We start from the raw sequence: 15,140 nt of genomic DNA on the forward strand, positions 1-15,140 counted from the left end.
CAGGAACATTCCATGAAGCTCGAACACCCGGATCGTCTGATGAACCGCACTCCTCTCTCGCTCGCCGCGCTCGAAGTGCATGACGCCTTCGCCGAACGGCACATCGGCCCGGACGCGGCCGATCAGCAGTCGATGCTCGAAGCCCTCGGCTTTGCATCGCGCGCCGCGTTGATGGACGCGGTGATTCCGAAGGCGATTCGCCGCCAGGACGCGCTGCCGCTCGGCCCCTTCGCCCAGCCGAAGAGCGAAGCCGAAGCGCTCGCCGCGCTGCGCGAACTCGCGGACAAGAACCAGGTGTTCCGCTCGTATATCGGCCAGGGCTACTACAACGCACACACGCCTGCCGTCATCCTGCGCAACGTGCTCGAAAATCCGGCGTGGTACACGGCTTACACGCCCTATCAGCCGGAAATCTCGCAGGGCCGTCTCGAAGCGCTGCTGAACTATCAGCAGATGATCGTCGACCTGACGGGCCTCGCAATTTCGAACGCGTCGCTGCTCGACGAATCGACGGCCGCCGCCGAAGCGATGACGCTGCTGCAACGCGTGGGCAAGCCCAAGTCAAACATTTTCTATGTGGCAGACGACGTGCTGCCGCAAACCATCGAAGTCGTGAAGACGCGCGCGAAGCCCGTCGGCATCGAAGTGAAGGTCGGCCCGGCTGCCGATGCGGCGGGCTCGAATGCGTTCGGCGTGCTGCTGCAATATCCGGGCGTGAACGGCGATGTGCACGACTACCGCGCGCTCGCTGAAGCGATCCACGCAGCGGGCGGCCATGTCGTCGCCGCCGCCGACCTGCTCGCGCTGACGATGCTCACGCCGCCCGGCGAATGGGGCGCGGACGTGGCCGTCGGCAACTCGCAGCGCTTTGGCGTGCCCGTCGGCTTCGGCGGCCCGCATGCGGCGTATCTCGCCGTGCGCGACGAATTCAAGCGTCAGATGCCGGGCCGTCTGGTCGGCGTCACCGTCGATGCACAAGGCAATCCCGCGCTGCGTCTCGCGCTGCAAACGCGCGAACAGCACATCCGCCGCGAAAAGGCGACGTCGAATGTCTGCACGGCGCAGGCGCTGCTCGCGATCATGGCCAGCATGTACGCGGTCTATCACGGCCCACGTGGACTGAAGATGATCGCCCAACGCGTGAACCGCATCGCCGCGCTGCTCGCGGAAGGCGCGAAGCAACTCGGCTATACGCTCGTCAACGAATCGTTCTTCGACACGCTCACCTTCGAAACGGGCGCGCGCACGCAAGCACTGCACGACGCCGCGACGGCGAAGGGCATCAACCTGCGCCACGTGAGCGACACGCGCGTCGGTCTGTCGCTCGACGAAACGACCACGCGCGCCGATCTCGCCGATCTGCTCGCCGCGTTCGCGCAAGCTGCATTCGTCGAAGCCGTGCCGCAAATCGACGAACTCGATGCAAAGCTCGGCGCGTCGAACACCTTCCCGGCAGCGCTCGAACGCGAAAGCGCGTATCTGACGCACCACGTGTTCAACCGTCACCACTCGGAAACGGAAATGCTGCGCTATCTGCGCAGCCTGTCGGACAAGGATCTCGCGCTCGACCGCTCGATGATCCCGCTCGGCTCGTGCACGATGAAGCTGAATGCGACGTCGGAAATGCTGCCCGTCACGTGGCCCGAGTTCGGCCAGATTCACCCGTTCGCGCCCGCGGAGCAAACCGTCGGCTACCGCGAAATGATCGATCAGCTCGAACAGATGCTGGTCGCCGCAACCGGCTACGCGGCCGTGTCGCTGCAACCGAACGCGGGCTCGCAAGGCGAGTACGCGGGTCTGCTGATCATCCACGCGTATCACGAATCGCGCGGCGAAGGTCATCGCAACGTGTGCCTGATTCCCGCTTCGGCGCACGGCACGAACCCGGCGTCGGCGCAGATGGCGGGCATGCAGGTCGTCGTCGTTGCTTGCGACGCGCAAGGTAACGTCGATATCGAAGACCTGAAGAAGAAGGCCGAACAGCATTCGGCCAAGCTCGCGGCCATCATGATCACGTATCCGTCGACGCACGGCGTGTTCGAGCAGAACGTCCGCGAAGTTTGCGAGATCGTGCACGCACACGGCGGCCAGGTTTATGTGGACGGCGCGAACATGAACGCGATGGTCGGCCTCGCGGCGCCGGGTCAGTTCGGCGGCGATGTCTCGCACCTGAACCTGCACAAGACGTTCTGCATTCCGCACGGCGGCGGCGGACCGGGCGTCGGCCCTGTCGCCGTCGGCGCGCATCTGGCCAAGTTCCTGCCGAATCAAACCTCGACGGGCTATGAGCGCGACGCGAGCGGCATCGGTGCTGTCTCCGCTGCGCCGTATGGCTCGGCGTCGATCCTGCCCATCTCGTGGATGTACATCGCGATGATGGGGGCGAAGAATCTGACGGCTGCCACCGAAACCGCAATCCTCAACGCGAACTACGTCGCGAAGAAGCTCGCGCCGCATTACCCGGTGCTGTATTCGGGCCCGGGCGGACTGGTCGCGCACGAGTGCATTCTGGATCTACGTCCCATCAAGGAAACGAGCGGCATTTCCGTCGACGATGTCGCAAAGCGTCTGATGGATTACGGCTTCCACGCGCCGACGATGAGCTTCCCGGTGCCGGGCACGCTGATGGTCGAGCCGACCGAATCGGAATCGAAGGAAGAGCTGGATCGCTTCATCGAAGCGATGATCGCGATTCGCAACGAAATCCGCGACGTCGAGGAAGGCCGCAGCGATCGCGAAGACAATCCGCTGAAGCACGCGCCGCATACGGCGGCGGTCGTCGTCGCGAACGAATGGCAGCATGGCTATGCGCGCGAAACGGCGGCGTATCCGTTGCCGTCGCTGGTTGCGAAGAAGTACTGGCCGCCGGTTGGTCGCGCCGACAACGTGTACGGCGATCGCAACCTGTTCTGCTCGTGCGTGCCTGTGGCTGATTACGAGTAAATGCGAAGTATTGAAGTGGTGTAAACCGTGCGCCGGCCGATCTCGACCGGCGCACGGTTCTGCCCGCAGTCCTGTTACTCCGCGCGTCAAACCGTTACCATCTCACACCGAATCAGCCCAACGAAGGAGTTTCGCATGGTGCGACAGGTGCGAATGATGCAACCAACGACACACCGTACGCGTGCGCCGCAACAACCCTCTCCTGCCTTCCCGCTCACCGCGCTATTGATCGCGGCCGTCGCGTTCTGCGCCCAGAACGCCCACGCCGCCATGAACCTCTGCGCCGCCCCCGCGCTGCAAACCAGCGAGCGCACCAATTCCGACCCGGGCGTCAAGGCTTTGGTGAGCAATGTCCAGGCGCATCTGAACGAACCGGCGCACGCGGTGCGCCAGTTGCATACGGAAGGCACGCTGCCTCACGAGGGCATCTACGACCAGAGCAAGGAAGCGGAGAAAGATCTCGACCTGTTGCGCGATGCAGCCCTCGCGTGGCGCGCCACCAGCGACGACCGCTATCTGAAGCTGGTCGACCGCCTGCTGTACGCATGGGTCACGACCTACCAGCCGTCGTTCAATCCGATCGACGAAACGCCTTTCGAAGGGCTGATCCTCGCGTACGACATGACAGCGAGCGCCCTGCCCGTGAAGACGCGCAATGCCACGATGACCTTCCTCGCGAAGCTCGCGAACGGCTACATCGCGCAGATCGACGGGCAACCGCGGCCGCTGACGGGCACCTTCCGTAACAATTGGCAAAGCCATCGCGTGAAGCTGATCGCAATGGCGGCCTTCACGCTCGACAACCGCAAGATGATCGAGGCGGCGCAGCGCCTGTACGTCGAGCACGTCAACGACAACATCGCGCCCGACGGCACGACCGTCGATTTCGGTGAGCGCGATGCGCTGCACTATGTGACGTACGATCTTCAGCCGCTGGTGACGGCGGCGCTCGCCGCGCGCCGCCACAACCGCAACTGGCTCAACGAGCGCGCGCCGAGCGGCGCGACGCTCGCGGCCGCGTTGAACTGGCTCACGCCGTATGCAACGGGCGCGAAGACGCACGACGAATTCGTGCATTCGAGCGTGCCTTTCGATACAAAGCGCCGCGAGGCCGGTTTGCCCGGCTATAGTGGACAGTGGGACCCGAAGAATGCGGCCGAGCTGTATCACCTCGCCGCGCGGCTCGACGGACGCTACACGCCCGTCGCGCTGAAACTGGCACCGACGCCGCCCGCGTGGCTCGCCGTGTGTCTGCCGTTGCCGGCGCGTTGATCACGCGCGACACATTTCGCTGCCGCGCTACCCGCGCAGTGCAGCACAAACGAATTTCCAGCTAGCAGGAGCAGTGATGGCAGTCAGCGTTTTCGATCTCTTCAAAATCGGCATTGGCCCGTCGAGTTCGCACACGGTCGGTCCCATGCGCGCAGCGCTGATGTTCGCGCAAGGGCTCGAGCGCGACGGGCTGCTCGACAACACGGCATCGGTGAAGGTCGATCTGTATGGTTCGCTCGGTGCGACGGGCAAAGGCCACGGCACCGATCGCGGCGTGATGCTCGGCCTGCTCGGCGACGCGCCCGATACCGTCGATCCCGACACGATCGCGGCCCGCCTCGAACAGGTCCGCACATCACGCACGCTTGCGCTGCTCGGCAAGCACGTCATTCCGTTCGTGCAGAAGGACCACATTTCGTTTTACCGCCAGGCGCTGCCCGAACATCCGAACGGCCTCAAGCTGCGCGCTTTCGATGCAAACGGCGAGACGCTGCGCGAATCGACGTATCTGTCGGTTGGCGGCGGCTTTGTCGTGACGGCGGGCGCGCCGAATACGAAGGTGCTCGCCGCTGTCGAACAGTTGCCACATCCGTTCCGCAGCGGTGCCGATTTGCTGGACATGTGCAAAACGACGGGCAAGAGCATCGCGCAACTGATGTGGGACAACGAGCGCGCCTGGCATACGGACGATGAAACGCGCACCGGCCTGCTGAAGATCTGGGACGTGATGCAATCCTGCGTCGCGCGCGGCTGCGGCATCAACAATCCCGACGCCGACGGCAATCTGCCCGGCCCGTTCCAGGTGAAGCGGCGCGCGCCGCAACTGTATCGCGCGCTGACGGGCAATCCGGAGCGCGCGTTGCAAGATCCGCTGTCGATGGTCGACTGGATCAATCTGTACGCGATCGCCGTCAACGAAGAAAACGCGGCGGGCGGCCGCGTGGTCACCGCGCCGACCAACGGCGCAGCGGGCATCATCCCCGCCGTGCTGCATTACTACACGCGCTTCATGCCGAACTCGAACCAGCAAGGCGTGTTCGATTTCCTGATGACGGCGGCCGCGATCGGCATTCTGTACAAACTGAACGCGTCGATCTCCGGCGCGGAAGTCGGCTGCCAGGGCGAAGTGGGCGTCGCATGCTCGATGGCGGCGGGCGCGCTCGCGGCCGTGATGGGCGGAACGCCATTGCAAGTGGAAAATGCCGCCGAAATCGGCATGGAACACAATCTCGGCCTCACGTGCGACCCGGTCGGCGGCATGGTGCAGATTCCTTGCATCGAGCGCAACGCGATGGCGTCGGTGAAAGCGGTGAACGCCGCGCGTATGGCGCTACGCGGCGACGGCAGTCACTATGTGTCGCTCGATTCCGTCATCAAGACGATGCGCGAAACGGGCGCCGACATGAAGACCAAGTACAAGGAAACGTCGCGCGGCGGGCTGGCGGTGAACATCATCGAATGTTGATGCCGCTTTTACGAATGACATCCGCGAGGGTCTCGGCGTAAGCTGTCGAAGCTCTTCTGACTGGAGGTGTCTTCGCAATGTCGCTGTCTTCCGATGCTTCAAATATGACTACCGGCGCGCGGCTCATGGTCGACGCGCTGTTGACGCATGGCGTCGAGCGCGTGTTCTGCGTGCCCGGCGAGAGTTTTCTGGCAGTACTCGATTCGCTGCACGACGAAACGTCGCAAATTCAGACGGTTGTGTGCCGCCACGAAGCGGCCGCCGCCAACATGGCGGAAGCCGTCGGCAAGCTGACGGGCCGGCCGGGCATTGCAATCGTCACGCGCGGCCCGGGCGCGACGCACGCGTCGATTGGCGTGCACACCGCGTTTCAGGACTCCACGCCGATGATCCTGCTGATCGGCCAATGCGCGCGCGAGCATCTGGACCGCGAGGCGTTCCAGGAAATCGACTATCGGCGCATGTTCGGCCAGATGGCGAAGTGGGTCGCGCAGATCGACGACGCGCGCCGTATTCCCGAATACATGAGCCACGCGTTCCACACGGCGACGTCGGGCCGTCCGGGTCCCGTGGTGCTGTCGCTGCCGGAAGACATGTTGAGCGACGCATGCGCCGCAATGCCGGGCGCGCCCGCCTATCAGCGCGTGGCAGCAGCGCCCGCGCCGCAGCAAATCGAGCGTTTGCGCGGCCTGCTAGAAGGCGCAAAGAAACCGATGGTGATCGCAGGCGGCAGCGGCTGGACGCCGCAAGCGTGCGAAGACTTGCGCACGTTCATCGAAAACTGGCAACTCCCGGTCGGCCTCGCTTTCCGCTTCCAGGACACGCTCGACAACGAGCACCCGAACTATGCGGGCGACGTCGGTCTCGGCATCAATCCGGCGCTCGCCAGGCGCATCCAGGACGCCGACGTCCTGCTAGCGCTCGGTCCACGTCTGGGCGAAGCGACGACCAACGGCTACACGCTCTTCGACATCCCGAAGACGAAGCAGACGCTGATCCACGTCCACCAGGGTGCGGAAGAACTGGGCCGCGTCTACTCAGCTGACCTGCCGATCGTCTCCGGCATGCCGGAGATCGCGTCGATGCTGGCGCAACTGAAGCCGTCGACGAAACCCGCATGGGAAGGCACGGCAAAAGAAGCGCACGACGCGTATCTCGAATGGCGCAAGCCGCGCAAGATTCCGGGCGACGTGCAGCTTGGCGAAATCATGTTGCAACTGCGCGAGCACTTGCCGAAGGACGCGATCCTGACGAACGGCGCGGGCAACTACGCGACGTGGCTGCACCGGCACTTCGCGTACCGTCACTTCCGTTCGCAGCTTGCGCCGACGAGCGGTGCGATGGGCTATGGCGTGCCGGCGGCGATTGCAGCGAAGTCGCTGTATCCGGATCGCGCGGTGGTGGCGTTTGCGGGCGACGGCTGTTTCATGATGTCGTCATCGGAAATCGCGACGGCGATGCAATACGATCTGCCGGTGATTTTCATCGTCGTGAACAACAGCCAGTACGGCACGATCCGCATGCACCAGGAGCGGCACTATCCGAACCGCGTGCATGGAACGGGATTGACGAACCCGGACTTCGCGGCGTTCGCGAAGTCGTTCGGCGCCCACGGCGAAACGGTGGAGCGCACGGAAGACTTCATGCCGGCGTTCAAACGCGCGCAGGAATCGAAGAAACCGGCGGTGATCGAAATTCGCCTGCTTCAGGAAGCGAGCACACCGGGCGCGACGTTGGAGCAGGTGCGCGAGCAGGGGAAGAAGCTACGCGGAGAATAGCCAGAAGCACGGCGGCCTCAAGCGCTATGCAGCAGGAGCCCCGGGCCGTTGAGGGCCCGTGGGCAAACGTCAAGCGGCTCGGTTTGAGCCGCTTTCTTTTGCCTACTTTTCTTTGCGGCGGCAAAGAAAAGTAGGTGCCGCCCCGCACAGGGGCGACGCGTGAAGTACGAAAGCGAAACGCGGATGCCAGCGACAAGCGCAAAAAACACAAAAGCCTCGCAGAGCAAAAAACCCTACGAGGCTTCGAAAAAATCAGCAACGCTCAGCTAATCACCAGGCGCCGCAAAGGCAAAAACCTTACTTGCCACCCACGCTCTGCAGCGTCGTCCACTTCCCATCAACGACCTTATACAGCGTGATACCACCGTTCTTCAGATCGCCCTTCGCGTCATAGGCGAGATCCTTGGTCGTAACAGCAGGCATGCTGGTCTTGGCCAGCACCGGCAGGTACTTCGCCGGGTCCGTCGAGTTCGCCTTCTTCATGGCATCGAACATGGCCATTGCGCCGTCATAAGCGTAAGGCGAGTACGTCTGAACGTCTTCATTGAAACGCTTCTTGTACTTTGCAACATAGTCCTTGCCGCCCGGCATTTCTTCCAGCGGCAGACCAGCCAGCGAAGCCACCGTACCGTTAGCCGCATCGCCTGCGACCTGCAGGAACGTCGGCGTATGAACCATTTCGCCGCCCATCAGCGGAGCCTTGATGCCCAGCGTCTTCATCTGCTTGACCATCGGCGCAGCCTGCGAATCGGCGCCGCCGTAATAGATCAGATCCGGCTGGACCGACTTCAGCTTCGTCAGGATCGACTTGAAGTCGACGGCCTTGTCGTTCGTGAACTCACGATCGACGATCGTGCCGCCCGCAGCCTTCGCTGCCTTCTCGAACTGATCCGCGAGACCCTGGCCGTAAGCCGTGCGGTCATCGACGATCGCGATCTTCTTCATGCCCAGGGTCTTCACAGCGAACGTGCCCGCGACGGAGCCTTGCTGCGTGTCCGAGGTCATCATGCGGAACGTCGTCTTGAAGCCTTGCTGCGTGTATTCCGGTGCCGTCGCCATCGCGATCTGCGGAATGCCCGCGTTCGCGTAGATGCGCGATGCCGGGATCGTCGTGCCCGAGTTGAAGTGGCCGAGCATGCCCTTGATGTTGTCGTCGACGAGCTTCTGCGCGACCGTCGTGCCCGTGCGCGGGTCAGCCTGGTCGTCGGCCGTGTCCAGCACGAAGCGAACCTGCTTGCCGCCGATCACCGGCTTCGTCGCGTTCATGTCTTCGACTGCGAGCGTGATGCCGTTCTGGAAGTCCTTGCCGTAGTGCGCCTGCGCGCCCGTCATCGGGCCAGCGAAACCGATCTTCACGTCTTCGACCTGCTGTGCGTGCGCAGTCCCCGCCAGCGACATGGCAGCGAACAGCGTCGCGCCTGCCAGCTTTTTCATCGTGTGTTGCATAGCTTCTCCTTGGTACCAGGTGTGGACGGCGCGGTGATCGGGGTCGCCGTCTCGCGCCATTTTTTGAATCGATCGAGCAAGGTTCGCTCAGCCGATCGTCATCAAATTCGCATTACCGCCTGCTGCTGCCGTATTCACGCTCACCGAACGCTCCGTCAACAGACGTTCGAGTGCGTAATCCTCATCGCCGCTTTCCAGCGCCCGCGCCGCGACGCCCTGGACCGACACGATCGGACCCGCGCGCTTGGCGATGTCCTTCACGAGCGTCAGCAGCTCGTCGCTGTCTCCTTCGAAGAGCACGGCATCGAACGATGCTTCCGCATTCTTCTTCACGCTCGCGTACTGCTTCAGCTGCGCCGGCAGCGCAGCATACAGCTGCTCGCCCGCAGCACCTTCGAACAGCGCCTTGTTGCCCGTCGCCAGCGCCGCCGCGAACTGCACGCGCGCGCCGCTTGCCGTCGACGCAACGCACAGCACCGTGCCGCGCGCGCCGAGCGTGTACGTGTTGCGCTCGCCCGTCGGACCGGGCAGCACAGCCGTCGCGCCCGCCGGAATGTTCGCCAGATAGCCGTCGCAACGCGCAGCCAGCACCGGCTGGCGTTCCGCGATCAGCCAGTCGCGCAGCGACGCCAGCGCCGCGGCAGGATTATCGCTCGCCGCGTTGCCATTCTGTGCGCCGTTTTGAGCACCATTCGATGCGCGTTGCGAACCGTCAACCATCAGCGTCTGCGCGAGCGACTTCGGCAGGCCAGCGGGTCGCGTCGCAAGCAGACGCTGCAGATACAGCGCGCCGCCCGCCTTCGGACCCGTACCCGACAACCCTTCGCCGCCGAACGGCTGCACGCCGACCACGGCGCCGATCACGTTACGATTCACGTAGATGTTGCCGACGTGCGCGCGGCTGATCACATGCGCGATGGTTTCATCGATACGCGTATGGATGCCGAGCGTCAGCCCATAACCGGTCGCGCGGATCTGCTCGAGCAGTTTGTCCAGCGCGCTGCGGCGATAACGCACCACGTGCAGCACCGGGCCGAATACTTCGCGCTTCAGTTCGTCGATGCTGTCGAGTTCGATCAGCGTCGGCGGAACGAAGGTGCCAGCGTTGCAACCATCCGGCATCGGCAATTGCGTGACCTTGCGGCCCTTTTCGCGCATCGATGCGATGTGCGCGTCGATACTGCGCTTTGCGTCCGCGTCGATCACAGGACCGACGTCAGCCGACAGCCGGTCCGGGTTGCCGACCGCCAGTTCCTTCATCGCGCCCGTCAGCATTTCGAGCGTGCGGTCCGCCACGTCGTCCTGCAGACAGAGAACGCGCAGCGCCGAACAACGTTGACCAGCCGAATCGAACGACGACTGCAGCACGTCCGCCACGACCTGTTCCGCCAGCGCCGACGAATCGACGATCATCGCGTTCTGCCCGCCCGTTTCGGCGATCAGCGGAATCGGCTTGCCTTCGGGGTCGAGACGGTTCGACAGCGTCTTGTTGATCAGGCGCGCGACTTCCGTCGAGCCGGTGAACATCACGGCGCGCGTGCGCGCATCGGCGACCAGAGCGGCGCCGACCGTTTCGCCGTCGCCCGGCAGCAGTTGCACCGCGCCTGCCGGCACGCCCGCTTCGCGCAGAATGCGCACGGCTTGCGCGGCGATCAGCGGCGTCTGTTCAGCGGGCTTCGCAAGCACGGTATTGCCTGCGGCGAGCGCAGCGGCCACCTGGCCCATGAAAATCGCCAACGGGAAATTCCACGGGCTGATACACACCACGGGACCCAGCGGACGATGCGTGTCGTTGGAGAACTCGTCGCGGATCTGCGTCGAGTAATAACGCAGGAAGTCGATGGCTTCGCGGATTTCGGCAACAGCGTTCGGCAGCGACTTGCCCGCTTCGCGCACCACGAGGCCCATCAGCGTATGCATCTGCGCTTCGAGCAGATCGGCGGCACGCGCGAGGCAATCGGCGCGCGCTTCGACGGGCGTCGCCTGCCAGATCGGCGCGGCGGCGACCGCGTGCGAGAGCGCAGCGCTCACATGTTCCGGGGTCGCTTCGACAACGGTGCCGACGAGGTCGCGATGATCCGACGGATTGCGCACATCGCGCGCATTGCCGACGGCGATCTCGTTGTCTTCGAGCATCGGCGCCGCACGCCACGGATGATTCGCGCTCGCCAGCAGTGCCGACGACAGCGACGCGAGACGATGCTCGTTCGACAGATCGAGGCCCATCGAATTGGTACGCTCCGCACCAAACAGATTGCGCGGCAGCGGAATTTTCGCGTGCGGCGCGCCGAGCGGCACGACCTTCGAGGCTTCTTCCACCGGATCGGCAACGAGGTCCTTGATGGCCACGCTTTCATCGGCGATACGGTTCACGAACGACGTATTCGCGCCGTTTTCCAGCAAGCGGCGCACGAGATACGCGAGCAGCGTTTCGTGTGTGCCCACGGGCGCATACACGCGGCACGGACGGTTCAGCTTGTCGCGGCCCGTGACTTCTTCGTACAGCGGCTCGCCCATGCCGTGCAGGCACTGGAACTCGTACTGGCCAGGATAGTAGTTCTGGCCCGCGAGGTGATAGATCGCGGACAGCGTATGCGCGTTGTGCGTCGCGAACTGCGGATAGACGGCATCCGGCGCGCCGAGCAGTTTCTTCGCGCACGCGAGGTAAGACACGTCCGTATAGATCTTGCGCGTGTACACCGGATAGCCTTCGAGGCCATCCACCTGCGCGCGCTTGATTTCCGTATCCCAGTACGCGCCCTTCACGAGGCGCACCATGATGCGGTGACGGCTGCGGCGCGCGAGGTCGACGATGTAGTCGATCACGAACGGGCAACGCTTCTGATATGCCTGCACGACGAAGCCGATACCGTTCCAGCCTTGCAGTTCGGGATCGAAGCACAACGCTTCGAGCAGATCGAGCGAGATTTCGAGGCGATCCGCTTCTTCGGCATCGATATTCAGTCCGATGTCGTAGCGGCGCGCGAGAATGGCGAGCGAGCGCACGCGCGGCAGCAACTCAGTCATCGTGCGCTCGTGCTGCGAACGCGAATAGCGCGGATGCAGCGCCGACAGCTTGATCGAGATGCCCGGGCCTTCGTAGATACCGCGGCCGCCTGCCGCCTTGCCGATCGCGTGGATCGCCTGTTCGTACGAGGCGTAGTAGCGCTGCGCGTCGGCTTCCGTCGTCGCGGCTTCGCCGAGCATGTCGTACGAGTAGCGGAAACCGCGCGCTTCGAACTTGCGGCTGTTCGCCAGCGCTTCCGAAATGTTTTCGCCCGTGACGAACTGCTCGCCCATCAGGCGCATCGCCATATCGACGCCCTTGCGGATCAGCGGCTCACCGCCCTTGCCGATCATGCGCGTGAGCGCCGACGACAGACCCGTTTCGCTATTGGTCGTCACCAGCTTGCCGGTGATCATCAGGCCCCACGTCGCCGCGTTCACGAACAGCGACGGCGCATGGCCGACGTGCGAGCGCCAGTCGCCCTTGCTGATCTTGTCGCGGATCAGCGCGTCGCGGGTCGCGCGATCGGGAATGCGCAGCAGCGCTTCCGCGAGACACATCAGCGCGACGCCTTCCTGGCTCGACAGCGAAAACTCGTGGATCAATCCTTCGACGCCGCCGCCCTTGCTCTTGCCACGCAGCGTTTCGACCAGCTTGCCCGCCAGCGTTTGGACGTCAGTCGCGATATTCGCGGGCAGGCGCGCCTGGCCGAGCAGGAACGGCACGCACTCCGGCTCGGGACGGCGATACGCGGCCGTGATCGCCGCGCGCAGCACGGACTGCGGCTGCACGCTCTGCGCGAATTCGAGGAACGGATGCAACCCGTCGCTTTCGTCGGAATCGGCGGCACCGTCGGCCAGTTCGGTTGCGTGATGGTGGCCCGACAGTTCGGCGGGAAGCTGACCGTGTTCGATCTTCTCCAGGTACGCGAAGATCGCCTGCTTGATCAGCCAGTGCGGTGTGCGTTCGAGACGCGTGGCGGCATCTTTCAGCCGGGTACGCAACAGGTCGTCGACTTTGACGCCAAGGGTGGTGCTCGCCATGGTTCCTTCTTTATGCGCCGACGGACGCCGGCCAAAGACTAAAAAGTTGGCCGAATCGTACCCCTCCCAATAAAAAGGTGCAACCAGTTGCGAGAAACGGTTGCACCCTCCGTTGAGGCTTGTCGCACAAGGCTGAGCGCCGAACGTGCACCGCCGGGATGCATGCGATTGTGCTCGGTGTTTTCCCTGGATTGGTTTATTTTTCAGACAACCCTTATCGAAATGAAAACCGCGCCGTTATACCGGTCATGAGATGCGCAATGACGCACGGTACTGGGTTCGAAGTCTCGCGATACGGGGTGACCAAAATGGAAAAATGGCTGGTAGTGACGGGCGTCTGGATGCTGTTCGCCACGTGCATGGTGTTGTTCATCCGCGGCGCGACAGGCGGAGCGCGGCGTGAACTGGTGCCGATCGAAGTGCACGACGACGAGCGCGACGCGCAAGCGAAGTCGATTCGCGGCTAAACGCTTCGCGTGAGAGGCGCGCGACAAGCACGCGCCTCGATGACGCGGATGCCGTCAGCGGATTCGTGCGAACCGGCGGCAGCTGTCGCGCGGCGCGACGAGCTGGTCGTGAATGAGGCACAAGCGGCTGTCGGAAACACTGGCGCCGAAGCCCGAACCGAATACAGCGAGGCCCGGAATGCTCTGCTCAAGCGAATGCCGATCGTCGGCGCGAAACCGGCAATCCGCGCAGCACGGCCGGCGTTCGCCGGGCTGCGCGTCGACGGCGTCGTCGAGATCGGCGGGCGCGCTCACGAGCCCTGCCCCAAGCTATTCCAATACGGTGCGAACACGTGCGCGGACAGCGCGTAGCCGATGGCGATATTGACGGCGACGCCGACCGTGAAGGCGATAAACGGCTTGATGCCCGTGGCAGCCAGTGAACGCACGCGCGTCGTCAGTCCGATGCTGAAGAAGCAGAAGATGAACGCCCACGTGCGCAACGCGGTGATCGGCGCGACGAATTCCGGCGTCACCACCTTGCGGTAGTCAGCGAGCGAGTAATGGCTCGCGATCCACGTGACGAGCGCCGACGCAATCACGAAGCCGATCACGAACTTCGGAAAGCGCGCCCAGATTTCGCGCGCGTCGGCCTTTGCGGTCACACCGTTTTCGCTCGACTCCCAGCGCGTCGTCGCGACGATCGCGAGCAGGAACGCCCAGATGCCGATCCAGATGTCGCGGCCAACGACCTTCATCAGCGTGAACGCCTGAAGCGACGCTTCGGGCGACCCCGCAATCGCGCCGCCCGCGTGCTTCGCGAAGTCGCCGTAGGCCTGGGCGGCGGCGATGCCAGCCGCGTCGGCGAATTCCGAGGTGCCGATCCATGCGCCCGCGACGGCCGTCGACAGTCCGAGCGAGCGCGATGCGAACGGCAATACGAAGATCATCACGATCGCCCACAGGATGACCAGCGTGATCGCCACCGACGCATGCTCGCGTTTCGCGCGGACCGCGCCTGCAATGGCGATCGCCGCCGACACGCCACACACCGCGCCGCCGACGCCCAGCACCGCCGCGAAACGCTTGTCGAGCCCGAGCGCCTTCGCGGCGAAGAAGATCACGAAGAACGTGACGAGCGAAACAATGGTCGCTTGTCCGACGGCAACGGGGCCCGCCCAGACGAGCAGCGTGAACGGCAGCGTCGCGCCGAGCAGCACGATCCCCACCTTGATGTAAAACTCCACGCGCAATCCCGCCGAAAACCAGTCGGGCAGGCGGAACACATTCGAGATCAGCAAGCCAAGCGCAAGCGCGACGAGTGGCGGCTCGAGGTTGTACTTCGACGCATTGGCCCACGCGCCGACTTCGAAAATCAGCACCGACACGGCAAACAGGATCGCGAACGACGCCAGGAAATGTGCGATGCGCTGCTTGAGCACGCTCAGGCTGATACCGAACAGCACCGCAAACACGATGAATAGCGCGATGTAGTTCGGCAGATGCCTGACCAGGTCCTGCGCGGCCGCGCCGGGATCGGTCCATTTGGCGGGCGCCGTCGCGAGCCACTTGATGCTGCTGCCCGACGCGAACAGCGCCCATGCAACGACGATCACCAGCAGGCCGACCCACACGGCCCACCAGTCTTCCGTCGAAAAAAGTCCGCCGCCGCCTGTCGTGCTTGCCCGTCGCGAAGGCTGGGCGCCCGCCGGCAAGGTATGTCTCGTATCGCTCATTGCT

The 15,140-nt window shown here is 63.9% G+C and carries 9 protein-coding genes; 5 read left to right on the top strand and 4 right to left on the bottom strand.

The genetic code is table 11. From position 1 onward, the window contains the following. Nucleotides 1-12: 12 nt before the first annotated feature. From gcvP to C2L66_RS16010, 4 genes are all read left to right on the top strand, one after another. Nucleotides 13-2,943, top strand: a complete 2,931-nt coding sequence (gene gcvP, locus C2L66_RS15995) for an aminomethyl-transferring glycine dehydrogenase (RefSeq protein WP_060599504.1) — start codon at nucleotides 13-15, stop codon at nucleotides 2,941-2,943. A 135-nt stretch (nucleotides 2,944-3,078) separates the two neighbouring features. Then, complete coding sequence (locus tag C2L66_RS16000; protein ID WP_060599503.1) at nucleotides 3,079-4,215, top strand: alginate lyase family protein; 1,137 nt, start codon at nucleotides 3,079-3,081, stop codon at nucleotides 4,213-4,215. A gap of 76 nt (nucleotides 4,216-4,291) precedes the next feature. After that, nucleotides 4,292-5,680 (top strand): L-serine ammonia-lyase, encoded by a 1,389-nt coding sequence (locus tag C2L66_RS16005; RefSeq protein WP_060599502.1) that lies wholly within the window; start codon nucleotides 4,292-4,294, stop codon nucleotides 5,678-5,680. 77 nt (nucleotides 5,681-5,757) lie between these two features. Continuing rightward, nucleotides 5,758-7,458, top strand: a complete 1,701-nt coding sequence (locus C2L66_RS16010) for a thiamine pyrophosphate-binding protein (RefSeq protein ID WP_060599501.1) — start codon at nucleotides 5,758-5,760, stop codon at nucleotides 7,456-7,458. A gap of 297 nt (nucleotides 7,459-7,755) precedes the next feature. On the opposite strand, the gene C2L66_RS16015 is transcribed toward C2L66_RS16010, so the two are convergent. Then, nucleotides 7,756-8,904 carry a branched-chain amino acid ABC transporter substrate-binding protein gene (locus tag C2L66_RS16015; protein WP_054929306.1) on the bottom strand — a complete coding sequence of 383 codons (1,149 nt, stop codon included), beginning with the start codon at nucleotides 8,902-8,904 and terminating at the stop codon, nucleotides 7,756-7,758. A gap of 87 nt (nucleotides 8,905-8,991) precedes the next feature. Continuing rightward, nucleotides 8,992-12,954, bottom strand: a complete 3,963-nt coding sequence (gene putA, locus C2L66_RS16020; RefSeq protein WP_060599500.1) for a trifunctional transcriptional regulator/proline dehydrogenase/L-glutamate gamma-semialdehyde dehydrogenase — start codon at nucleotides 12,952-12,954, stop codon at nucleotides 8,992-8,994. A 260-nt stretch (nucleotides 12,955-13,214) separates the two neighbouring features. On the opposite strand from putA, the gene C2L66_RS40675 reads away from it, so the two are divergent. Next, nucleotides 13,215-13,421, top strand: a complete 207-nt coding sequence (locus C2L66_RS40675; protein ID WP_054929355.1) for a hypothetical protein — start codon at nucleotides 13,215-13,217, stop codon at nucleotides 13,419-13,421. A gap of 54 nt (nucleotides 13,422-13,475) precedes the next feature. On the opposite strand, the gene C2L66_RS16025 is transcribed toward C2L66_RS40675, so the two are convergent. Together C2L66_RS16025 and C2L66_RS16030 are read right to left on the bottom strand one after the other, a co-directional pair. Next, nucleotides 13,476-13,715 (bottom strand): hypothetical protein, encoded by a 240-nt coding sequence (locus C2L66_RS16025; protein WP_054929308.1) that lies wholly within the window; start codon nucleotides 13,713-13,715, stop codon nucleotides 13,476-13,478. Further along, nucleotides 13,712-15,136, bottom strand: a complete 1,425-nt coding sequence (locus C2L66_RS16030) for a YeiH family protein (RefSeq protein ID WP_060599499.1) — start codon at nucleotides 15,134-15,136, stop codon at nucleotides 13,712-13,714. Before C2L66_RS16030 ends, C2L66_RS16025 begins: the two co-directional genes overlap by 4 nt. Nucleotides 15,137-15,140: the final 4 nt, after the last annotated feature.

The organism is Paraburkholderia caribensis (genome assembly GCF_002902945.1).
Taxonomy (GTDB): domain Bacteria; phylum Pseudomonadota; class Gammaproteobacteria; order Burkholderiales; family Burkholderiaceae; genus Paraburkholderia; species Paraburkholderia caribensis.

Coding starts and splice junctions, on each gene's coding strand:
- C2L66_RS16000 (WP_060599503.1), top strand. CDS start 3,079: ATGGTGCGACAGGTGCGAATGATGCAACCAACGACACACCGTACGCGT.
- C2L66_RS16010 (WP_060599501.1), top strand. CDS start 5,758: ATGTCGCTGTCTTCCGATGCTTCAAATATGACTACCGGCGCGCGGCTC.
- C2L66_RS40675 (WP_054929355.1), top strand. CDS start 13,215: ATGACGCACGGTACTGGGTTCGAAGTCTCGCGATACGGGGTGACCAAA.
- gcvP (WP_060599504.1), top strand. CDS start 13: ATGAAGCTCGAACACCCGGATCGTCTGATGAACCGCACTCCTCTCTCG.
- C2L66_RS16030 (WP_060599499.1), bottom strand. CDS start 15,136: ATGAGCGATACGAGACATACCTTGCCGGCGGGCGCCCAGCCTTCGCGA.
- putA (WP_060599500.1), bottom strand. CDS start 12,954: ATGGCGAGCACCACCCTTGGCGTCAAAGTCGACGACCTGTTGCGTACC.
- C2L66_RS16015 (WP_054929306.1), bottom strand. CDS start 8,904: ATGCAACACACGATGAAAAAGCTGGCAGGCGCGACGCTGTTCGCTGCC.
- C2L66_RS16005 (WP_060599502.1), top strand. CDS start 4,292: ATGGCAGTCAGCGTTTTCGATCTCTTCAAAATCGGCATTGGCCCGTCG.